Origin of the sequence: Microcoleus sp. bin38.metabat.b11b12b14.051 (genome assembly GCF_013299165.1) — a bacterium.
Lineage (GTDB): Bacteria > Cyanobacteriota > Cyanobacteriia > Cyanobacteriales > Microcoleaceae > Microcoleus.
Genome location: NZ_JAAFKD010000001.1, coordinates 18,884 through 41,759, shown reverse-complemented (window position 1 = coordinate 41,759; position 22,876 = coordinate 18,884). Strand labels below are relative to the sequence as shown.

17 protein-coding genes and 1 tRNA gene are annotated in these 22,876 nt (G+C 45.2%); 11 read left to right on the top strand and 7 right to left on the bottom strand.

Going from position 1 to position 22,876, the window contains the following annotated elements; translation table 11 throughout:
• Position 1 precedes the first annotated feature (1 nt).
• The 4 genes from QZW47_RS00175 to QZW47_RS00160 all read left to right on the top strand — a co-directional run bounded on the left by QZW47_RS00175 (position 2) and on the right by QZW47_RS00160 (position 3,851).
• Positions 2 to 448, top strand: coding sequence for a response regulator (locus QZW47_RS00175; RefSeq protein WP_293121890.1), 447 nt, complete (start codon positions 2 to 4; stop codon positions 446 to 448).
• Between the two features lie 18 nt (positions 449 to 466).
• A complete protein-coding gene (locus QZW47_RS00170; protein WP_293121887.1) occupies positions 467 to 913 on the top strand; it encodes a response regulator in 447 nt (148 codons plus the stop codon).
• Between the two features lie 93 nt (positions 914 to 1,006).
• Positions 1,007 to 2,509, top strand: coding sequence for an ATP-binding protein (locus tag QZW47_RS00165; protein ID WP_293121884.1), 1,503 nt, complete (start codon positions 1,007 to 1,009; stop codon positions 2,507 to 2,509).
• Between the two features lie 253 nt (positions 2,510 to 2,762).
• Positions 2,763 to 3,851 (top strand): response regulator, encoded by a 1,089-nt coding sequence (locus QZW47_RS00160; protein WP_293121881.1) that lies wholly within the window; start codon positions 2,763 to 2,765, stop codon positions 3,849 to 3,851.
• Positions 3,852 to 4,146: 295 nt separating this feature from the next.
• Here QZW47_RS00160 and QZW47_RS00155 read toward each other — a convergent pair whose 3' ends face one another.
• From QZW47_RS00155 to QZW47_RS00140, 4 genes are all read right to left on the bottom strand, one after another.
• Positions 4,147 to 6,753 (bottom strand): PAS domain S-box protein, encoded by a 2,607-nt coding sequence (locus QZW47_RS00155; RefSeq protein ID WP_293121878.1) that lies wholly within the window; start codon positions 6,751 to 6,753, stop codon positions 4,147 to 4,149.
• Positions 6,750 to 7,145, bottom strand: a complete 396-nt coding sequence (locus tag QZW47_RS00150; RefSeq protein ID WP_293121875.1) for a response regulator — start codon at positions 7,143 to 7,145, stop codon at positions 6,750 to 6,752. The genes QZW47_RS00155 and QZW47_RS00150 overlap by 4 nt, the downstream gene beginning before the upstream one ends.
• 133 nt (positions 7,146 to 7,278) lie before the next feature.
• Entirely contained in the window at positions 7,279 to 8,712 is a 1,434-nt protein-coding gene (locus tag QZW47_RS00145; protein ID WP_293121872.1) for a response regulator, read from the bottom strand.
• The gene (locus tag QZW47_RS00140; RefSeq protein WP_293121869.1) at positions 8,705 to 11,572 is read right to left on the bottom strand and encodes an ATP-binding protein; all 2,868 of its coding nucleotides are present in this window, start codon (positions 11,570 to 11,572) and stop codon (positions 8,705 to 8,707) included. Before QZW47_RS00140 ends, QZW47_RS00145 begins: the two co-directional genes overlap by 8 nt.
• Before the next feature lie 97 nt (positions 11,573 to 11,669).
• On the opposite strand from QZW47_RS00140, the gene QZW47_RS00135 reads away from it, so the two are divergent.
• Both QZW47_RS00135 and QZW47_RS00130 read left to right on the top strand, forming a co-directional pair.
• Positions 11,670 to 11,897 (top strand): hypothetical protein, encoded by a 228-nt coding sequence (locus QZW47_RS00135; protein WP_293121866.1) that lies wholly within the window; start codon positions 11,670 to 11,672, stop codon positions 11,895 to 11,897.
• Between the two features lie 39 nt (positions 11,898 to 11,936).
• Positions 11,937 to 12,009 (top strand) — tRNA-Arg (locus QZW47_RS00130).
• Between the two features lie 134 nt (positions 12,010 to 12,143).
• Here the strand turns inward: QZW47_RS00130 and kaiC are convergent.
• The 3 genes from kaiC to QZW47_RS00115 all read right to left on the bottom strand — a co-directional run bounded on the left by kaiC (position 12,144) and on the right by QZW47_RS00115 (position 15,428).
• A complete protein-coding gene (kaiC, locus tag QZW47_RS00125) occupies positions 12,144 to 13,703 on the bottom strand; it encodes a circadian clock protein KaiC (RefSeq protein ID WP_293121863.1) in 1,560 nt (519 codons plus the stop codon).
• Between the two features lie 282 nt (positions 13,704 to 13,985).
• On the bottom strand, positions 13,986 to 14,300 hold the full coding sequence (gene kaiB, locus QZW47_RS00120) for a circadian clock protein KaiB (RefSeq protein WP_006632119.1): 315 nt from the start codon (positions 14,298 to 14,300) through the stop codon (positions 13,986 to 13,988).
• A 210-nt stretch (positions 14,301 to 14,510) separates the two neighbouring features.
• Positions 14,511 to 15,428, bottom strand: coding sequence for a circadian clock protein KaiA (locus QZW47_RS00115; protein ID WP_293121845.1), 918 nt, complete (start codon positions 15,426 to 15,428; stop codon positions 14,511 to 14,513).
• Between the two features lie 398 nt (positions 15,429 to 15,826).
• Between QZW47_RS00115 and QZW47_RS00110 the strand changes: the two genes are divergently transcribed.
• From QZW47_RS00110 to QZW47_RS00090, 5 genes are all read left to right on the top strand, one after another.
• A complete protein-coding gene (locus QZW47_RS00110) occupies positions 15,827 to 19,063 on the top strand; it encodes an ATP-binding protein (protein ID WP_293121842.1) in 3,237 nt (1,078 codons plus the stop codon).
• Between the two features lie 616 nt (positions 19,064 to 19,679).
• Positions 19,680 to 20,609 (top strand): tetratricopeptide repeat protein, encoded by a 930-nt coding sequence (locus QZW47_RS00105; protein WP_293121840.1) that lies wholly within the window; start codon positions 19,680 to 19,682, stop codon positions 20,607 to 20,609.
• Positions 20,610 to 20,781: 172 nt separating this feature from the next.
• Complete coding sequence (locus QZW47_RS00100; RefSeq protein WP_293121837.1) at positions 20,782 to 21,990, top strand: glutathione S-transferase family protein; 1,209 nt, start codon at positions 20,782 to 20,784, stop codon at positions 21,988 to 21,990.
• Between the two features lie 111 nt (positions 21,991 to 22,101).
• Positions 22,102 to 22,332, top strand: coding sequence for a ribbon-helix-helix domain-containing protein (locus QZW47_RS00095; protein ID WP_293121834.1), 231 nt, complete (start codon positions 22,102 to 22,104; stop codon positions 22,330 to 22,332).
• Positions 22,287 to 22,649 carry a type II toxin-antitoxin system PemK/MazF family toxin gene (locus QZW47_RS00090; protein ID WP_293121831.1) on the top strand — a complete coding sequence of 121 codons (363 nt, stop codon included), beginning with the start codon at positions 22,287 to 22,289 and terminating at the stop codon, positions 22,647 to 22,649. The genes QZW47_RS00095 and QZW47_RS00090 overlap by 46 nt, the downstream gene beginning before the upstream one ends.
• Positions 22,650 to 22,876 lie beyond the last annotated feature (227 nt).

The window sequence follows — 22,876 nt, the reverse complement described above, 5'->3', positions numbered from 1 at the left end:
GATGAGCGATCGACACACTGTTAAACCCATAGAGATTCTACTGATTGAGGATTCTCCCAGCGATGCCGATTTGGCAATAGAAGCCCTCGGTCAAGGTAAAATATTGAATAACTTGCATTTTGTGGAGGATGGAGTCGAAGCAATCAAGTTTTTGCGGAAAAAAGAACCCTATCTGGACGTACCGCGTCCCGATTTAATTTTGCTAGATTTGAATCTGCCCAAAAAAAGCGGCGTAGAAGTGCTAGAAGAAATAAAAACCGACCACAAGTTAAAATTAATTCCTGTAGTAGTTCTCAGCACTTCAGCAGCTCCCGAAGATATTCTCAAGTCCTATTCACTCCACGCCAACTGTTACATAACCAAGCCTGTAGACTTCGTACAATTTACTAAAGTAGTCAGGTTAATTGAGGAATTTTGGCTCGCCGTCGTCAAACTTCCTGTAATTTAAACAACATATACTTAGCTTATGCTCGATATAAAAATTGCTAAACATCTTGACATTCTGCTGGTGAAAGATTCGCCCAGCCATGGTGACTTGGCTTTAGAAAATCAGGCCCAAAGCAATTTTTTCAATAAGTTGTACGTGGTGGAAAATGCGGTGTCAGCAATCAATTTTTTGAAGCAAGAAGGTTTGTCTGCTGGCGTACCCAGTCCCTGTTTGATTCTGCTTGACTTGAATTTGCCCAAAAAAATCGGTTTGGAAGTCTTAGCCGAAATTAACTCAGATCCCGAGTTGAAAATGATTCCGGTAGTAATGACGATCGCTTCAGCAGCCGACGATCGAGAGATTGTCCAGTCTTGTGCGCTGTCAGCTCGGTGCTATCCTACTAAACCTGCCGATTTTAGTCAAGTATCTAGATTGGTAAAATGGATTGAGGATTCGTGGCTAGCGGTCGCGACAGTTCCAAAATAATAATTTTCAAGTTAAATTGGGTTTGGTCAAGCACAAAAGTTTAATCTGAGATTGGTACGCCATGAAAATGTTACAGTCAAAAACTTCAGAGCTATGTGGATTAAGATTCTGTTAGTAGAAGACAATCCTGCGGATGCTGATTTGCTTGCAGAACTGTTAGAAGTATCTGTTGGAGTCCAGTGGGAACTGGTGTTGGTTGAGTTCTTGCACGAGGCGATCGCCCAACTGTCAAAACAACCCTTTGATGTAGTTTTGCTCGACCTTTCTTTACCAGACAGCCGCGGTTTGGAAACGCTAACTCGCCTGCGAGAAGTTGCTCCCGATACAGCAATGGTGGTAATGACCGGCTTGGACGATGAGGCGATCGCCCTGGAATCAGTTCGCTTGGGAGCTCAAGATTACATCGTTAAAGGTCAAATTACTACTCAACTATTAGTGCGGACGATCCGCTACGCGATCGAACGATCCCAAACATTTCAAATGCTGCGGGAAAGCGAGCGGCGCTTTCGGGCGATTTTTGACTCTTCGTTTCAACTCACCAAGCTGCTGACTCCCGAAGGAGTAGTGCTGGAAGTAAACGAGACAGCCCTCGATTTTTCCGGCTTGCGATCTGAGGATATTGTCGGCCGCCCGATTTGGCAAATGGCGATTTGGCCTCAGTCCCGAAATTTTTACGAACAATTGCAGTTGGCGATCGCCAAAGCCAGCCGCGGCGAGTTTTTCCGCAGCGAAATCGACTTGTTAGGCAAAAGCGGCCAAATTGTGACAGTTGATTTTTCACTCAAACCTGTTAAAAATGAAACAGGACAAGTTTTGCTGCTGATTGCTGAAGCCCGCGACATTAGCGATCGCAAACGTGCAGAAGCCGAAACCCTCAAAGCCCTAGCACGAGAAAAGGAGCTTTCAGAACTGCGAGCTAAATTTGTCACAATGGTTTCCCACGAGTTCCGCACCCCCTTGACAACCATCCAATTTTCCGCTGGATTGCTACAAGATTACAGTTCTAAGTGGGCGGAGGATAAAAAAAATACTCATTTTGTGCGGATTCAATTAGCCATCAAACGCATGACAGAGTTACTAGAAGATATCCTGGTAATTGGTAAAATAGAAGCAAATACCTTGCCGTTTCAACCGGTTTCCTTAAACCTCGAAAAATTTTGCCGTCAACTGGTAGAAGAACAGCAGCTCAACGACAGCAATCAACACCCGATCGCCTTTATAAATGAAGGCAACAACTGCGAGGCTCAAATGGATGAAAAACTGCTGCGGCAAATCTTGGGAAACGTCCTGTCAAATGCCATCAAATATTCCCCCGCTGGCAGTTCAGTTTGCCTGCATCTCACCTGTCAAAACCAAGAAGCTGTGTTCCAAGTTCAAGACCAGGGAATCGGGATTCCCCAAGCCGATTTAGAACGCATCTTAGAAACTTTTTACCGAGCAACAAATGTCGGTACTATTTCGGGAACAGGTCTCGGTTTAGCCATTGTGAAAAGGGCTGTGGAACTGCACAGCGGCAAAATGGCGATCGACACCCAAGAAGGACACGGCACCACTTTCACTATTACTTTGCCTTTAATTTGCGATCCCAACCCATAAGCCGCAGCAGCGCGATCCAGATGTCTGTTATGTTGAAAATGAGAGAAGAGTAAGCCATAGGGTAGAGCATGAGAAACATAAAACAATATTAAAACATACAATTTGAAGACCGGAGTTAACAACTAAAATATTAACGAGACGCACTCGCAGAATAACGCTCAATTAATCCCATAAACAAACACATTTATCAAAATTAATTAACTGTATGAATGCAGTTGGTTTCAACAACTACTAGCGAAAAGGAGCAATAACCGTGGTAAAAATTTTGGTAATTGAAGACGAAGAAGCGATTAGAGAAAACATTTTAGAGTTGCTGGAAGCCGAGGATTTTCAAGGAATTGGAGCAATTAACGGCACAGCAGGCATCAAACTGGCGATCGCACAAATCCCCGATTTAATTTTGTGCGACATGATGATGCCGGAAATTGACGGTCACGGCGTCCTTACAGCTTTGCGCTCCGAACCCCTAACCGCCACAATTCCGTTTATTTTCCTCACAGCCAAAGCCGATAAAAGTGACATTCGCGCGGGCATGGAAATGGGCGCAGACGACTACATTACTAAACCTTGTACGCCGCAAGAACTCCTAAAAGCAATTGCTATTCGCCTTGAAAAACAGAAAACTATTAGCAAACATTCTCAAAAAACTCTCGACGAATTGCGGACCAACATTAGTATGTCGATCCCCCACGAATTGCGGACGCCGTTGAACGCAATTCTGGGTTTCTCTGAGCTAATCATGTCAGAATATAAGCTATTTGAGGAAGCAGAAATTTTAGAAATGATCGGTCAAATTAACACTTCCGGTCATCGCTTGTACCGACTGATTCAGAACTTTTTACTGTATGCAGAACTGGAGATAGCAGCTACAAATCCCGAACTGTTGCTGGAGATGCGTAGCAGCGAATTTAGCTGCGTAAAATCTTTGATAACTCAAAAAGCTATGCAGCAAGCTAAACACGTGAATAGAACAGACGATTTACAATTAAATTTGCACGATTCATCCGTCGCTATTGATTCTATAAGACTCGCAAAAATTGTTGAGGAACTGCTCGACAATGCCTTCAAATTTTCTTCAGAAGGAACACCAGTTTTATTAAGCAGTTTGGTGGAAAATCAGACTTTTATTCTATCTGTCAAAGACCAAGGCCGCGGCATGACTCCCGATCAAATTGCCCAACTAGAAGCTTACAGACAGTTCGATCGCAAACTGTACCAACAAGCAGGTTTGGGATTGGGCTTAGCCATAGTTCAACGCCTAGCAGAATTGCACGGAGGACAATTTAAAATAGAAAGTTTGCCACAGCAAGAAACAATAGTTTCCGTTTCCTTGCCAGTGTAAATAATATAGCAACCGCGCCCGATGTTTAGGACTTTCTCGCATTGCACTTTCTCCATGCGATCGATTGCTTCTTCCTTCTCTCGCGACGATAACTAAAGCCCAATACAGTTCAGTTAACACTGTTTATTGCCCATAGATCCCTTGCAGCATCCCCCTTCTTAAGGGGGACGCAATATCGCTTCTTTCCCCCCCTTTTTAAGGGGGGCTCTGTCTTAAGTGAACCGTATTGAACTAAAGCCTTCTTCTTCCTTCTTCCTTCTTCCTTCTTCCTTCTTCCTTCTTCCTTCTTCCTTCCTTATGTAGGAGCGATCGCCCGTTTCACGCACCGCTGCATATAAATTTGAGCTACCTTATCCCCAGGGTTGATTTGCAGGCACGTCGAAAACAATCTTGTAGCTTCGACAAGCCTGTCACTATTGTAGAATACCAAAGCTTGCTCAAACATTGTCTTAGTCTCTAACTTTTTTTGTCGCAACTCGGGCGGATCGGCTGCAAATACTTCATAAACCGTTACCATCCGCGATTTGCCTTTAACTGTGACGCGATCGATCAACCTAAAATCATAAACATCGTTCAACTGTATAAAAGTATGGTGAGTAATTAACATCGAAACTCCATACTCTTTCGTCAAATTTTCCACCCGAGAGGCTAAATTTACCGAGTCGCTAATCACCGTACTATCCATGCGACTTTGGCCACCAACGGTGCCTAACATCAAAGAACCCGTATTGATGCCAATGCCAATTTGCAGCGGCGGGCGATCGGGTTTAGTGCGACTAATATTATAGTCGTTAAGCTGTTCTAGCATCGCAATTCCCGCTTTCACAGCATCGTCCGCACTGCCGTTAAACAGCGCCATAATCGCATCGCCAATGTATTTATCAATAAACCCAAAATTCTCAGTAATTGCCGGTTCCATCCGCGACAAATAAGAATTAATAAATTGAAAATTTTGTGCCGGAGTCATAGTTTCAGAAAGAGCCGTAAAATCGCGAATATCTGAAAATAGCACCGACATTTCTTTCTGTACCTGATCGCCTAATTTTACCTCCAGAATACTTTCATATCCCAGAAAGTGCAGAAATTCATGCGGCACAAACCGCCCGTAAGCATCAGTTAATTTTTCTTCCGCCACTAAAGCTTTTTCCAGCTCGTTTGTGAATAGGCGGCGGTCGTTTTCTAGCTCTAGACGCTTTGTGATGTCTTGAAAAGCGGCGATCGCGTAAACAATATTTTTCCGTTCGTCGTAGATGGGAGTCGCCCAAACCTCGATCGGCACAATCCTTTCCGGGCGGTGAATTTCCGCATCATCAGCGTGCACCACTTCTCCCCGCAGCGCCCGCGCGATCGGTTGCATTTCCCCCGGATAAAGCTCATTAGTCCCAGCGTAGTAAGTTTGATAAATTTCCGGCAAATCGTTAGAAACAACCTCAGAAACTAACCCTTTGCCAAGTATTTTCTCGGCCCAAGAATTAATGTAGAAAGGTTTCGCCATACTATCTACTACAAATATACCCACAGGCACCGCTTCCAGCAATTGAGTCAAGCGATTTTCGCTTTCCAACAGCGCTTCATTTAACTTTTCTTCAGCAACCAAAGCTTTTTCCAAATCATTCGTAAACTTCAGCCGTTCCACATCTACCAGTCTGCGCAAAGTAATATCCTCAGCAAAACCCTGATAGTAAAGCAGCTCACCCCTAGCATCGCAAACAGCACGCGCATCCTCAGAAATCCAGATAATACTGCCATCTCGGCGGTAAACTTCCGACTCAAACTCAGACACAGTACCGTACTTTTTCATCAGCGCGAAAAACTCTTGACGGCGGTGTGGTTGCACGTATAATTGCCGATCCATATCGTTAACACTAGCCATCAATTCTTCAGGAGAATCATAGCCGTAGATTTGAGCCAGAGCCGGATTAGCACTAATTAACGTGCCGTCAGGTTTAGTCTGAAAAATACCTTCAAGAGCATTTTCAAATATCCGGCGATACTTCTCCTCAGCTTGCATCAGAGCTGCTTCAGCTTGCTTGCGTTCCGTAATATCAGTAAAAGCAATAATCCCGTAGGAAATATCCCCGAGAGAATCATAAATAGGAGTCGCCCAACTCTCCACCGGAATCACCTTATTACCAGTCCGAATTTCTACACCCTCAGTCCGCACACTTTCGCCCCGGAGCGCCTGCATAATTGGCAATTCTTCCACAGGGCATCTCTCATTAGTTCCCGCTTTATAGAATTGATAAATTGCTGCTTTCTGCTCCGAATTAATATGTGGCACATTGCCTTTCCCAAATACCTCCCGTGCCTTTTGATTTGCATAAAAAGATTGACCATTCGCATCAAGCACGCACACACCCAACGGCATAGCTTCCAGGTATTGCGTCAGCCGACTTTCGTTCTCGTGAAGTTTGGCAATCAGCATCGCCTGCTTGCGACTTAATTTTGCTAACTCCTGATTCATCTCCTGAAGCTCAATTTGTTTTTCAGCTAACTGTTTGTCTTGAAAATATCTGTATATGGCCTCAGTAACAGTTAATTTTAAATCCTCAGGTTGCCAAGGCTTAGGTATGTATCGGTACAATTTAGCATAGTTAATAGCATTGGCTACCGCCTCTAAATCAGCCTGACCAGTCAGCATAATTTTGAGAGATTTAGGCGATATAGCATGAACGCTTCTCAAAAGTTCATCTCCTTTCATATTTGGCATAATATGATCGGAAATAACCAAAGGAACTTCATACTGTTCTGCTAAAAGTTCAGACAGCAACTCTAAAGCTTCCTCGCCGCTTTGGGCAGTTTCAATTAAATATTTATCTTCAAAGGCTTTTAGTAAGTCAATTTCCAGACTATCGAGTATAATCTGCTCATCATCGACACAAATAATGACGGGTTTTTTCATAACTTTGCTAGACCAGACTTGATTGCTTCAATTAATTCTTTATTTTGCCAAGGCTTTTGTATAAAAGCATGAAGATTAGCGTGCATTTTCGTCCGTTTGATGGCTTCCTTGTCTGCTTGACCCGTCAGCATCACTGTCACAATTTGCGGATATTTTTTATGAATTACAATCAGCAACTCATCTCCTTTCATCCCGGGCATCAACCAATCAGAAACAATCACTAGAATGTCAACCTCATCTTCACAGAACTCTTCAATAATTTCCAGTGCTTCAGCAGCACTTTCAGCAAATTCGCAAAGATATTTACCGTGAAAGGCTTGTTGCAGTTCAATTTCCAGACTTTCCAACACCGCTACTTCATCGTCAACACACAAAATTGCTGGTTTAGACATGGCTAGTTTCCTCCTTTAGTCTCCTAGGGCTAGCTCAATCAGCAGCACACCCTTTTCCAAATTTTACATTCCGCGGCTAGAGACTGCAAAGTTTTAGCCCCCGACTAGACTTTAGTCTGGGGTACTTTACCAGCTAAATCAAATTAATCGGCAAACATACTGTAAAGGCAGTTTTACCCGGCACCGACTCCACATCAATTTGACCGTGATGTTTTTCCACAATTTTTCTGACAATATCCAATCCTAACCCGCTGCCTTCTCCTGCTGGTTTCGTAGTAAAAAACGGCTCGAAAATTTTTGGCAAAATATCCGGTTGAATACCTTTACCGCTGTCGGTAATTTTTACTACCACGCTCGTATCTTGCTGCTGGGCGTCAATTGTTAAATTTCCTTGATTGTCCATCGCTTGTAAAGCATTGTGAATTAAATTTGTCCAAACTTGATTGAGTTCATCAGGATAACACAGTACCGCAGGTAATTGATCTTGATAGTTTCTCACGATTTCCACACCGTGCTTGATCTGGTTCTGATAAAGAGTTAATACAGTTTCAATCCCCTCGGTAATATTCACCTGTAACTTTTCTCCATTTACATCGTAACGCGCATAATTTTTTAGGGCGAAAACGACTTTTGCGGCGCGTTCTGTTGCGGTAGCGATGGTTCTGGCGCTTTTGTGAATGCTAGCAAACTCGTAGGCAGTTTTGATAATATTTTCGCTTTCAGGGTCTTGGAGCAAAGGCAAGAATTCTTTGAGATTTCCCTGCAATCCGATATTTACTAAAATGCTAGCAAGGGTGTCAGCATTGCCAATCCCTTCCGATTCTATTTGCTGCTTTAAGCCTCTTTTAAATTCACGTTTTTCTCGCGTAGATAAAGAGTAAGTTTGTTGGCGAGAACAGTACATTAAACTCAAGAAATCCTGCTGGCGTTCTGGTGATAGTTCTTTGAAAAAAACTGGCAAATTTTCAATATTGTTATCCAAGAAATTGGTAATATTGCCAATAGACGATCGAATGGCCCCCAGAGGCGTATTAATTTCGTGAGCAATGCCCGCAATCAGTTGCCCTAGTGCTGCCAGTTTTTCCGATTGAACTAATTGATTTTGAGTTGCTTGCAGTTGGTCTAAAGTGACTGTTAGTTCATAATTTTTTTCCTGAAGCTTTTTTTGCAACTGACACATTGCTAAATGGGTTTTTACCCTAACTAAAACCTCTTCCACCTGAAACGGTTTGGTAATATAATCAACCCCGCCCACTGCAAAGGCTTTGACCTTATCTAACACGTCATTAATCGCGCTAATAAAAATCACCGGAATGTCGCGAGTGCGTTCGTCAGCTTTGATTTTTTCGCAAACTTCATAGCCGTTCATTTCTGGCATCATAATATCCAGCAAAATCAAATCTGGAGGCATACCTTGGGCGGCAGAAATCGCTAACTCGCCGCTCGGTACGGGGCGGACTTTATAACCCTTGCCATTCAAAATTCCAGCTAGCAGCCGCAAATTAGCTGGGGTATCGTCCACTACTAAAATATTACCAATCTCGGTACTGGGAAGGTCGTTATTCATGTGAGCTTGCTTGATAGATTAACTTTAAAACTTTGTCGTACTCGAAATTTTCTATACAATTGGCGATCGCACTGGCTGTTGCTGTATCTTTTAATCTAATTTGCTCGATCGAACTCTCAATTAAATCCATATCTACCTTCAGTATCGCCAGGTTTAACTCGGCTACCAGCGATTCAGGTAATTTAACGAAGTCAGCCGCAGTTATTTGGCGATCGCGCTCTTTGACTGCCGATGAGTTAGCTTGACCCGGATCTTCATAAATATAGCGCACTCCGATCTGTTTGTGCATAGCATCAAAAATATCAGCTTCCCGGAAAGGTTTCCGCATAAAAGCATCGCAGCCCGCCGACAAAATCACAGCCCGTTCTTCCTCCAAAACGCTCGCAGTCAGCGCAACAATAGCAGTAGCTTGACCTTTAATAGTGCCTTTAATGTATTGCGTTGCTTCATAGCCGTCCATCACAGGCATTCTCATATCCATCCAAATTAAATGCGGCTCCCAACTATCCCAAATATCAATAGCTTCTTGACCGTTAGTAGCTTCTTTCAGTTCAAAACCCAGAGGATTGAGAAGCTTAATTAACAGTTGGCGATTGAGAGGTTTATCGTCTACTATTAAAATTCGATATGGGTGTTGGTTGGGTTCCAGGGCTATCACATGGCGCGTCGGTTTGGGGAAAGAAATTTCAGCCGCATCTACCGCAATAACTTGAATGTTAAACTTAAAATTACTTCCCTTTTTGGTAGCAGAAGTGACGCTCATTTCGCCACCCATTAATTCCACAAATCTGCGACTGATTGGCAATCCCAAGCCTGTACCTTCTTGCGAATCTTGGCCTGTTTTGGTTTGCACAAAAGCTTCAAAAACATTGTCTAATTCATTGGCAGCAATACCTGGGCCTGTATCTTCGACCTCAAAATGAATAAAGAAGAAAGAGGGAGCATATAAACCGTCATTGTGGGTTGCATAACTCGCATTTTCTGACAGAGTTAACTGGGATATGTTAACACCATTGATTGCCGAAAATTCTGTACTATGGTAGTGCTTCGATGTCAGATTGTTTTCTGCTGCTTCCTGGTAATTTAGACTATTTAATTGCTTACTAACTCTGACATGAACACTGCCATTGTCTGTAAATTTAAGAGCATTATTAAGCAAATTAATTAAGATTTGTCGCAACTTTAACTCATCAGTTTCTATGTATTGCGGCACGTCGGGACTGCGCTCAAAAACTAACTGCAAGCGCTTGTCATCTGCTTTAAGTTGAAACATATCGTCCAAGTCGTTGAGCAGGCGATAGAGGTCAAATTTTTTCGGATTGAGGGTAGTGCGCCCCGATTCTATTTTAGATAAATCGAGCACGTTATTAATCAGGGTGAGCAGGTGTTCTCCGCTGCTGCTAATTATGCTAATATTTTCTTGATGTTCTGGAGATAGAGTTTGGCTGCGAGTCATCAGTTGGGAAAAGCCGAGAATTGCATTGAGAGGCGATCGCAATTCGTGACTCATATTAGCCAGAAAAGCACTTTTAGCTTGATTCGCTACTTCCGCCTTGTCCTTGGCTACAGCCAATTGGGCAGTCCGCTCTTGCACTCGGTGTTCTAAATTTTCAAAAGATTGTTGCAGTTGTTGGGCCATGCTATTAAAGGATTTGGCTAATTCCCCCAACTCGTCAGAGCGTTTGCTTTCTACTGTGGTGTCCCATTCACCTTTAGCAATATTTTTAGCTGCTGTATTTAAGCGCAAAATAGGATTTGTCACCCAGCGAGAAGTCTGAATACCGATCGCGACAGCTACTCCTAAAGCGACAAAACACAGCCCAATCGTGGTGCGGGTATTGGCATTTATTTCTTCAGTGAAATCTGCTTCGGGAACAACTACCACAATCAGCCAGTCTAAACCTTTGCCATCTTGAAACGGTAGGACTTTTAAGAATTGTCGCCTGTTATTTATTTTAAAGTTCAATAACTCAGAATTTTGAAGTTTACTTAATTCCTGAAAATGTGTAATCAAAAAATTAGCTGTAGCTTGAGTAAAAGGGTTACTGCTTTCCTCGACTTTAAACAATTGTCTTTCCTTACCACGAGTCCGAAATGGCTTTTCGGAGGTGGAAGTTGCTAATAAATTACCCTGGCGATCTATAATAAAGGCTTGTCCAGATTTACCAATTTTTAAACTGTTTAGAAATTTCCCTATATAGTCTAGGCGCAAAGCAGCAATCAATACTCCTTCTAGCTGATATTTCTCGCTGTATACGGGTTGAATAGCGCTGATGATTAATGTCGGCTCTAGGAAGGAAACATAAGCTGAACTCCAAGTTGGTTTCCCTGCTTTTACCGCAATTTTGTATGCAGGATGTTGCCGATTATCAAAGCTTTTGACAACGGTGGCGACTGTAGTGCGATCGCCCAGATTATTAGTATTGTAAGAATAAAAATTTAATCCGGTAGATTTTTCGATCGCATTCATCGTTCTGGAGCCGTTAGAAAGTTGTTCTCCAGAGCGATAATCTCCGTTCTCGTTGCCAACTGCCGTAAAATTGATATAGGGATATAATTGTACTTGCCGCCAAAGATATTTCTCCCAAGTTGATAAGTTTTCCATCTTTAAGAACCCCAGCTTGACAGCATCCAGCTTGCTTTGATTGATGCGATGGGGAGTTGTCAGGTAAACTTCCAGATTTTGCTCGACACGCAAACTCACCTCGCTCATTAACTGACTCGCCAGGTTATTAACTGCTTGTTGTCCGTTTCTAAAAGAGAGATATCCTACAAGTCCCACTGCTCCGACGATTTGCAGTACAAATGGAACTATGAGAACAGTTCGCAGCGCTAATTTATCTAAAATTTTATAAATCATTCAGATTCAGAGGTTTGGTGAACTTAGCCGAGAACCGTTTTTACAGAGCTTGTTTTAACAGCAGTGCCATCCATTACTTACTAGGTAGAGGAAATTGATGCGGGCTGTATTAGCAGTGGTAGGCGCTGAACCCCGATCGAATATGAACCTAATCTTTGCTGTATCAATGCCTGTTATTGTACCCATTGTCGATTATTTTGGCGATTTAGGTAAAATTTGCCGTCTCTGGCTGCGACAACTCCTTGATTCTGTCTTTCAGCGTGAGTTGCACCTCATTGGTGCAGCGGTTTGGAGAGGGTCGATCGAATTTGCTCGATCGCACTAGCCATTTTCGGCAAGACGTGTTATACTTAAAAAACATCGAGGGCACGTAGCTCAGTGGATAGAGCATCAGGTTCCGGTCCTGAGGGTCGGGGGTTCGAATCCCTCCGTGCTCACTGAAATTAATAAAAAAGATCGATCGCCAACGATCGATCTTTTTTAATGATTAATGGTAAAGGACTTCTGGCTGTGTGGGCGATTTCAGAACACAGCAGCGCCTAGTACACAGCCTACAACAGCCTGCTGATTATCACATATCATCGTCTTGACCTTGGACGCCCTGGAGAATCCGCGATAACTCACTCTTCTCATTAACCGAAATCCGAGTAGGAGAACCGCTGATCACCCGTTCGTAACCCCGGAACGAATCTTTAATTTGCGGGCCTCTTTCAGTAATCGTGTATTCTCGAATCCCTTTGTCGTGCCACGAACCGCGCATCTTAAACACATTAATTGCCCGCGACATTTCGCCTCGAATCTCTACATACTGAAGCATGATAATCGTATCAGTAATCGTAGAAATATGAGAGTCTGTAATCGAATGAGAACCCATAAACTGGTCGCTGGTATTCGTGAAAAAGCCGGTGATTTCTTCCTGCTTCGCAAAACCTGTTACCCCAATCACAAATTGCCTGAAAGCATTATTGCTGACACCCCTAGCTAAAGCCGACAGCGAGTCGATCGCTATTCGAGAAGGTTTGAACTCAGCAATTTCTGATTTAATCGTCTGCAAATGGTCTTCCAAACCCGCAGATTCCGGGTAAGTACACAGCAGTTTCAGCAGTCCTTTGTGTTCCATTTCCTCAAAATCAATGCCCCAAGAATAGGCATTGCGGAACAACTGAGCCCGCGACTCTTCGTAGGCAAAAAGTAGGGCCCGATTGCCGTTCATACAAGCATTCTGCAAAAACTTGCTCACCAATAGGGTTTTGCCGGTTCCCGTCGCGCCGGTAGCCAAAATAATCGAGTCTTTAAAGAAACCGCCGCCGCACATCTCGTCGAGAGTTTTATCGCCGGAAGAAACCCGCACGTTAGAAGACTTTTGAGTTAATCGCATCGCCCCCAACGGGAAAATATTAATGCCATCATTGGTCATGGTAAAAGGATATTCACCTTTCATGTGAGTTGTACCGCGCAACTTCAAAATTTCGATGGTGCGGCGGCGGCGTTCGCCTTCTAAAACGTTGCGAACAATCACAACATTATCCGACACAAACTCTTCCACTCCAAACCGCGCCACCGGGCCGTATTCTTCAACCCGTTCGGTAGTCATAACCGTAGTTGCACCTACTTGTTTGAGGCGCGCAACTAAGCGAAAGATTTCTCGGCGCACCACAGATGCAGCTTCGTACTGTTGAAATACGGCTGTCACTGAATCGATAGAAACGCGCTTGGCTTTGTATTTGCGAATGGCGTACTGAATGCGCTCAATTAAAGCAGATAGATCGAAGTTTCCCACAATATCCTGACCTTCTGGGTCGGGGGAAGCGTCCAAAATAAATAGCTTACCTTCGTCGATTAACCGTGCCAGATTCCAACCAAAACTGCAAGCATTTTTAATAATATCTGTCGGAGATTCTTCAAAAGTAACGAGCACTCCGGGTTCGTCAAAATGGGTGATTCCGTTATAGATAAATTGTACGGCAAATAAAGTTTTACCCGTTCCTGACGTGCCGCTGACTAGGGTAGTTCTGCCTACTGGCATTCCGCCGTGACTGATGTCGTCGAAACCCTCGATCATCGTGCGAATTTTTTCAACGCCTGCCGTTACCAATCCTTCTGGTTGCACCGTTTGACTAATTTCATTCATGTCGATTTTTGTCAACTCTCAGTATTCTTGATCTGTCACTCATTAACCCCAGCTCATGAGTCTTTATACCCAGCTTTTAGTTTGGGTTCTGGCTCAATAACTAATGACTGCTGACGGGTGATTAATTACCCCTGCCCTAAAACGGATACTTGCTTTCCGATCGCAGTCGTGGAGAGCTCAAAATTTTTGACTAGAATTCAAGTTCCCAGATTCATCTGTGGACTAAAAAATCTAAAATCTAAAATCTAAAATCTAAAATCGACTGACTGTCATCTGATTATCTTATGAATTGAGGTCTTCTTCGCGAAGTTCTTCATATAGCAAATCTAATCCTATCAGAACTTTCTCGCGATCGGACAAATCGCCAATAATTTTTCGCACCGGGGGCGGCAGGATTTTCGCCAGCGTTGGGGTTGCTAGAATTTTGTCCTCTTCTGCTAGCTGAGGATTTTTGAGAACGTCTATGACTTTCAGGGCGTAGACTCCTTGAAATTCTTGTTCGAGGATGTCTTTGAGGGTTTTCAAAGCTCGTACTGAGTTGGGAGTATTCCCCGCAACGTACAGCTTGAGAACGTAGGTTTTCTTTAGAGGACTCATGAACCTTTTTTCAATCGTGAGTATTAGTTGTCAAATGTTAGTTGTAGTTGTTATTTGTGTTGAATCGGCTGTTCTTTGTTATTTTATAATAATTTCAGCTTGGGGATCACCCTGCCCGATGCCTTCTGCTTTCTTGTTTGTTAAATTCTACCTTCTACCTGATTTTTCTTAATTTCTGTTGTTTGACTTCTACTTTTTAGCTTGAGTGGGTTATTTCGGAATCGATCGCCTGTACATCTCGCACAGATGAGCGATGGCGTCAATCAGAGTCAATCGGTAGTCCAGCAGTATTTCCTCGCTGCGCCCTTCTAATTTTAGCTGTTTGGCAAATTCGTCCATCAATTCCATGTGAATTTCTACAAGTTGAGTCACGGGAACATCAGCAAAAAAAGCCAAATTCACAAATTCATCTATTTGATTGTTGACCGCACTATCTTCAGAAAAATAATCCAAAACGATGTTGCGATAACTTGACTTGAGTTGATCCAAAAACTTTTGCTTTTCAGGTCCCGACAGATTTCGCAAAAAAATCTGGGAATTTCTTTTATAATACACGCCTAAGTATCCTAATCGCTCCCGTAATTTTTCCGCAAGCCGCCGCTGCTGTAGCTGGAGCAAACTTTGAGCAGTCAATTGGGCTGTCGCATCTACTGTTGCGGATTGGTCATTCACCGGCACAGGAGTGGAAAGTTTGAGAAACTGCGCGATCGCCTGATCGATACTTTCACCTATGGTGTTCAATCTACCGATTGACAGTTGCACCTCCGCAGGGTGATAAAAAAAAGTACAACTTTGCTCTTGACTTGCATCGCCGATACTGGGCGCCGCCTCCAAACTCTCGGAAAGTTGTGCTTCTACCCCGCCATTTTCTACTACAGGCCAAAAAATTACCGCAGGCAAAAATATCGATCGTTCTTGCAGCTTGCTCAGAACCGATCGCCCATCGCCATCGCCATCTACCTCACAAACCAAACAATCTAGGTGATAATTGTGTTTGACGAATCCCAAAAAATCCGCCACCGACTTGATGTGCGTTAAGCTATAGCGTTCGCCGTTCAACAGCTCGATCGCCGATGATGCTATTTTTTCAGAGCGGACAAAAATACCGATCGACAGTTGGGAAAGCAAACTTGTAGGTGAACCTCCCAAGTTACCCGAAAGTGCTGGATCGCTCAGAGTTGATATCTCCTTTACAAAACACTTAACATTGTTAACTCATTTCAACATTTATTGTAAACAATCTTAACCCCAAAAATTACTCCCAGCTTGTAATACAGGAATAATCAAATTGTACTCCCGGGCAGGAATGTCAAGCACCCTGAGCCTGATTTCTGCAATTAAGCTTAAGCCTTAAAATAATTGATAGTCGGCTCAAATCAGGTGCAGGCCTCGAACTCGCCCTTTTCGGTGCAGCTTTCGGGCGCAGGGGGAGCTGATATAAAACAATTAAGATACAGAAATCGGCAGCTACATCGGGTATCAAAAATATTACTGCTATCGATAGCAGGCTCTCAGGTTTGTTTGTTATGCTAACCACCAGCCCCAGTCTCAAGAATTTTATCGATCGAGTGCCGCTGTGCCGCCCGACGGCGATGCTAGAATCGTTGCGGTCAATATTCAGTCAGGGCAATTGCGATCGAGTAGCAGTAGTCAACGAACAGCTACAGCCCCTAGGGTTAATTTACCTTCGCAGCCTGTGGGCTGGCGCTGCATCTGGTACCCACAACTGGACTCAACCTTTGTCAGAAAGCCCGATCGCGATCGAACCCATCAGAACAGTATCAGCCGCTCTGAGCGTCAGCGAATTCTGGCAGTACCTGCAAACCGACGAAGCACAAACCCCAGCGCAGCCAGGACTTACCTCCGGTGGCTCCAAAAATAGCCCGATCGGTGTGACAGATGCCAGCGGTAAATTTTTAGGAATGCTAGACAGCCAGAGCCTGCTGGAATATATCGCTACACTCAACAGCAGCCAGAAGGCACAGCCAACAGCAGTCAAAGAAATCCAATTAACGCCCGTCTCACAAGCCATAGCCACCGCCCTAGACGCTCAAGTGCGGTTCCTAGAAGCAGGATTGAAGCCCTCGGAAAACCTCAACTCCCTAGTCCAACTCCTAGAAAAACTGCCCCTACCGCTGAGATTGCAAACCCCCACCGGACAAATAGTCAGTCAAAACGCAGCGTGGCGGATTTTGCTCGGAGCAGGCCCAGAACCAGTTGCAGAACCAGCAACAAATTTGGGCAAACGGCCCCACAAACCCAGCCATCTCACCAGCGAAGACAAGAGCCCAAAAGAAACCCTCAAGTCTGAATGCAGGAGCCTAGTAGGAGCAGGTCGAGCCTCGGGCGATTCCGTGCGGGATAGCTTGGCCGCGCGTGATTCAACCGCAGCCACCAGTTGCCCGCTACCCCTGTACGCTGCCGCCTCCCCATCCACCTTAACCGCTCCAGCTTGGTGCCCCATCGCCGGCAAACCAGACACCTACATTTGCGAGTGCCCCGTACAAAAAGGTCAAGAACGGATGTGGCAATTTGTCAAACAGCCACTCTCAGACGAGCTAATTTTAGTCATGGGACAAGATGTCACCGAAGAACATTTAGTCGCCAAAGAACTAGCAGCAAAAAATGCAGACTTAATCCACCTCAACCGACTAAAAGACGAATTTTTATCCTGCATCAGCCACGAACTAAAAACCCCGCTCACCGCAGTCCTAGGTTTGTCCAGCCTGCTCAAAGATAAATTGATCGGAGAACTCAACGATCGCCAAACACGCTACGCCAAACTAATCCATCAAAGCGGGCGGCATTTGATGACTATAGTTAACGACATTTTAGACTTGACCCGCATGGAAACCGGGCAGCTAGAACTAATTCCCGAACAGGTAGAAATAGCAGCCACCTGCAAAAGAGCCTTTGAACAAGCAAAACAACTGCAACAGCAAGAAGAAAAATCCCCTGCCGCGCCGAAGCTAACCAACGCCCCAGCGGAGCCAGAAGTCGGAACCCAAATCGAATTTACACTCGAAATAGAACCGGGAGTGAGTTACTTAATTGCCGACGAATTGCGACTGCGGCAAATGCTGGTCAACCTGCTTTCTAACGCCCTAAAATTCACAGAACCGGGCGGAAAAATCGGCTTAAAAGTAAATGTTTGGGAAGGCTGGATTGCATTCACAGTTTGGGACACGGGCATCGGCATCCCCGCCGACAAACAACACCTGATCTTTCAGAAATTCCAACAGCTAGAAAGCCCCCTCACCCGCCGCTTTCAAGGCACCGGACTGGGACTGGTACTGACTCAACGCCTCGCCCGTCTCCACGGCGGAGACGTTTCGTTTATTTCCTCGGAAAACCAAGGCTCTCAATTTACTCTGCTGCTGCCGCCAAATCCAGCGGGACACAGCAATGAAGAAACCCCGGCACGTACAGCAGCCGAGGCAGAATTATTCAAACCAAAATATCAAACTCCGATCGGCAATTCTCGCTCTCGTTTAGTCTTAATCGTCGAAGCAGTTCCCAAATATATCGAAGATTTAACCAACGTCCTCTCAGGTTTGGGCTACCAAGTAATCATCGCCCGTTCCGGCACCGAAGCCCTAGAAAAAGCTCGCAGGTTCAGTCCCGAAGTGATTTTCCTCAACCCGTTGCTGCCGCTGTTGTCCGGTTGGGACGTGCTGACGCTGCTCAAGAGCGACCCGGATACCCGATCGATTCCAGCGATTATCACAGCCACCAGAGGCGAAAAAGAACGGGCTTCTGTCAACCTCGCCGAAGGCTTTTTGAGTTTGCCAGTCGAAGAACCCGCTTTGCGGAAACTCCTCGCCAACTCGATCGCCCGCAATCATGCTGGTAGCCCCCAAGTAAGAAGTTCTTTAACCGTGTTGTGGCTCAGCCCGCAAAACAGTTCCTCTCAAGGCTCTGCCTTATTGCTAAACCCCACCTACTGCCGGGTTTTAGAAGCAGACGACCTCGGTCAAGCAGAACTTGTCGCGCGAATTTGGCGCCCTGCGGCGATCGTCTTAGACGGTACCAGCCACCTGCAAAACCCCTTAGCTTTTATCGAACAGTTAAGCCGATCGCGCAATTTGGGTTCTCTCCCCTTAGTAACTTTAGACCCTGTAACTACCCAACTGGCAAATCAAGTCAAAGGATTATCAGTATTTCCCTGTTTGGCCGCCGGGAGTTCTTACGACGACAGTGAAACCTCAGGCACCAGATTGGGGGCGTCTGCGTTGTGGCAAGTAATTCAAGTAGCAGCAGGCATGAGTTGGAAGCCCAGCATTTTATTTGCTGACATTGCCACTTTACCTGACTTGTACCGCACAACATCCGGGAATCCGACAGCAGAATTGGCAAATCGCGATCCAGTGACAAATCCCGAGATTCCTGCCTTCAATTCCCAGTTTGCTACCCCCAACTTTCAAGCATTGATTCAGTACGTCCAAACCGCAGGATTTCGAGGGTCGATCGCTCCCTGCTGGACAGAAGTTTTGCAGCAGTTGCAATATCAAAGCGTTGACTTAGTGCTGCTGTGCTTGCGAGATGCCCCCTCAGAATCCCCCCCCATGTTGCAGGCACTCTCCCACCTGCGCCAAATGGCAGTAAAACTGCCGATTTTAGTCTGGGATTATCGCTCTGCTGTAAATTCCGAATCGGAGGCGATCGACTTTTTGCTGCAAGAAGTATCTGCCAAAATTCTGCCTTCTTCCTTGTCCGCCGCACAACTTTTAGACAAAATCCAACACGCTTTATTAACTCGATAAAGTTGCCAGTTGGCAGTTGGCAGTTGGCAGTTGACAGTTGACAGTTGACAGTTGACAGTTGACAGTTGACAGTTGACAGTTGACAGTTGACAGTTGACAGTTGACAGAAGATCCCCCCGAGCGAAGTCGAAGAGTTGACAGTTGGTAGGGGCGGTGCAACGCCGTGCCCGCCCTCAGTTGACAGTTGAGGGCGACCTCTACCTCGAACCAAGATGATTGGATTAATGAATTGTCTGCTTTTAATTTCTTACTACAAGGGATTCGCCCTCAAGCAATTATTTATGCTATAAATTCATAATTTAAGGTGCAATAATTTCGATTTAAGTCATTTATAAAACAGCTTCCAAAAGTTTATTGGTGCCGAATTCAGTTTTCGATCCGAAACATCATCAGATCGCGTCCGGTGGATGGCGATCGCCATCCAACTGATGGCGCGTGCGGACGTTGGCTCCTCAGCCTGAGAGCGTCCTGGCGTCCGCACTACAAACCTTTGCCGTGCAGTTAATCATCGGACAGATCGTAAGGATTATTCGTGAGTAAAAACATAAATTAGGAACTATTTAACTAACAACCGTAAAGCTTGATGATTCAAAAAACAATATCAAAAGTCAAAAATATGGGTTATTATAAACGATCGAGAAACCCTTATATTTTTTTCTGGGGCTGTACAGTGCCTAATCGCATTCCTTTAATCTCTCTGGTGCTCGCACTCGGTTTGTGGACAATGCCCGAGCCAGTTGTCGCACAGGCACTCTTGCCTTACACCCTGCAAATTGACTCCGCTCAGTTCGAGCAGACAGCCTTGAGCCTTGCAGAAGAAGCCGTCCAGCTAGCCAGACTCCAGCAGTACCAACTCGCCGTCCCCAGAGCGGAACTCGCCACACAGTTAGCCCCCAAGAATGCTCAAACTTGGACTTTGTTAGGCAGCTTGTACCTTCAAATCGAGCAGTTTGACAAAGGGATTGAAGCTTTGGGACAAGCTCAATCTCTATCGCCAGAAAATGCCTCAATTAAGTTTGTCTTGGGAGAAGCTCACTTTCGCAAAGCGAACTACGAGAAAGCAGCCGAATATTTGCAAGCAGGTTTGAAAATAAAACCAGACACTCCAGGTGCATTATTTGATTTGGGCAACGCTTTTTACAAGCTCAAGCAGTTCGATCGCGCGATCGCCCAGTACGAAAAAGCCTTTAGTTTAGAAAAAAACCTCTGGCCCGCTATCAACAATATCGGATTAGTAAAATACGAAACAGGAGATATCAATAGCGCCATCAGCCGCTGGGAACAAGCCATCGCCATCGACAACAAAGCCGCAGAACCAATGCTAGCCCTAGCAGTAGCGCTCTACACCAAAGGCGATCGAGAAAAAGGTTTAGCAATGGGAGAAGCAGCCCTAAAATTAGACAAACGCTATGCCACAGTAACTTTTCTCAAAGAAAACCTCTGGGGCGATCGCTTAATTGCAGCCACCCAAAACTTCCTCGCTACCCCCCAAATTAAAGCAGCACTCGCCAAAATTCAAGACGCCCCACCATCTCCCCAATTGTAACTTTAATTATAGTTAGGTTAGTCGTGAGTACAGAGATTCATCAAAGCATTTCGTAGCTGACCAAAGATGTACTCTTGGATCTGGATTCCAAGGCTGAGCCTTGGAACCAATTAATCCAATCTCCAATTGTAAATCTAAAATCCAAAATCTAAAATCTAAAATAGTATTACCTATGACATCCACCGAACCGATCGCCCCCTTAAGCTGGACAGAAATAGAGGCACTCACAAACTTTCAAATCGATACCGTCAACGGCCCCACCAACTCTCAAGCCCGCTTGCGCCTCTTCGGACACCCGGAATCCGATGTCAGAGTCACGCTGTACCGCGATCATCATGCGTGGTGTCCCTATTGTCAGAAAATCTGGCTGTGGTTGGAAGAAAAACAAATCCCCTATCGCATTGAAAAAGTTACCATGTTCTGCTATGGGGAAAAAGAAAGTTGGTACAAGCGTAAAGTGCCGTCGGGAATGTTACCCGCGATCGAGCTAGACGGCCGCATCATCACCGAAAGCGACGACATTTTAATCGCCCTAGAACAAGTCTTCGGCCCCTTGAGTTTGGGAATGAAAAACCCCCAAGTCCTTCCCCTCCGACAGCTAGAGCGAATGTTGTTTAGTGCTTGGTGCACTTGGCTGTGCCGCGTCAGTACAGGCGGAGCAGATCAGCGCAACCGCAACCAATTCACCAGCGTTGTCGCCCAAGTCGAAGCAGCACTCTCGCGCACGCCCGGCCCTTATTTCCTCGATGAATTTGGCACTGCGGATGTGATCTTTACACCCTACGTCGAACGGATGAATGCGAGTCTTTACTACTACAAAGGCTACTCGCTGCGGGAAGAAAACCCGCGCTTTGCTGACTGGTTTGCAGGGATGGAAAGTCGCCCCACCTATCGCGGCACTCAAAGCGACTTCCACACCCACGTCCACGATTTACCGCCTCAGATGGGCGGCTGCTATGAAAACGGCGAACCTCAGATGCTGCTCAACAAAGCCCGGGTGGATTGTGGGCCTTGGGCGCTGTTACCAGATGTGATGTATCCAGAACCTGAAACCTCTCGCGCTGAAGCACTCCAGCGCGTCATCAAACACCGCCAAAACATCATTCGAGTCAACCCTGCTGATGACAATTTATTCGATGAAGCCCTGCGCTGTGCTTTAACTTTGATGATGACGAATCAAGTTTGTACTCCACCCCCTGGCTCTGATGCGGCCCTGCGGTATTTGCGCGATCGGGTAAATGTGCCCAGAGATATGTCTATTTACGCGGCCAAGCGCTTGAGGGAAGCTTTGGAGGAAACGGCGGCTTTAGCGGGTGACGGCCAAGGTACTCCGATTCTCGCGAAGCACCGGCGAGATCAAGATCCGGCTAATTTTGTGTAGGGGGCGATCGAAATCAGACGGAATGGGCGTTGCTGCTGCTCTAATTCATCAGCTTGCTATATGCTCGATCGATGTGCTACCATTGGTAGTATTAAAAGTGGCATAAATAATATGAAAGTATCTATCTCTTTGCCAGATGAGCTAGTGCGTTACATTGACGAGCGTGTAGAAAATCGCAGTCGGCTAGTTGAGGTTTTATTGCAAGCATGGCGCAAACAACAAGAACAGCAGGCAATGGTAGAAGCCTGTTTATTGCTGGATGAACTAAGTGATGAATTAACCGATGAGGAGCCAGCATGGCAGCAAGCAGCGATTACCGACTGGGAAGCATCTGGCTTGTAACTTTCGATCCGTCAGTTGGTACAGAAATCCGTAAGACTCGACCAGCGGTAATTATTTCAGGAACTGCTTTTAATCAACGCAGCAAGGTCACTGTTCTACCCATCACTTCTGCTGTTCCCAACGAGGGTTTACGAGCTGTTGTTTTGCCTGTGATTCCTTCGACTCTCAATGGTCTGAGTGCCGAGAGTTTTATCGTGTGTGTCGATCCGATGACGTTTGATAAACGCAGACTTGTGCGCTGTCTTGGGCAATTAGAGTTGCAACAAATATCCGAAATTCAACTGATTTTGGCTCGATATTTAGATATTGAAGATTAGGGCAATGCAAAAGCTGGGGGGCGAAAAATATAGCATCGAGTAATGAAGGATTTCTGGATAGTTGAAAAATTTTCCTACATTTCGACTTCAGGCTGACCCTACGCAGATACATAGGATTTAGGTTGGGGATTTTTTCTACGGGGCGGCGATAGCCGCTCTTTAAGTCGGCTCTCCTGATGTTGTGGTGAAAAAGTGGGGGTAACTGATAGCTTCGTTATTCATATTGA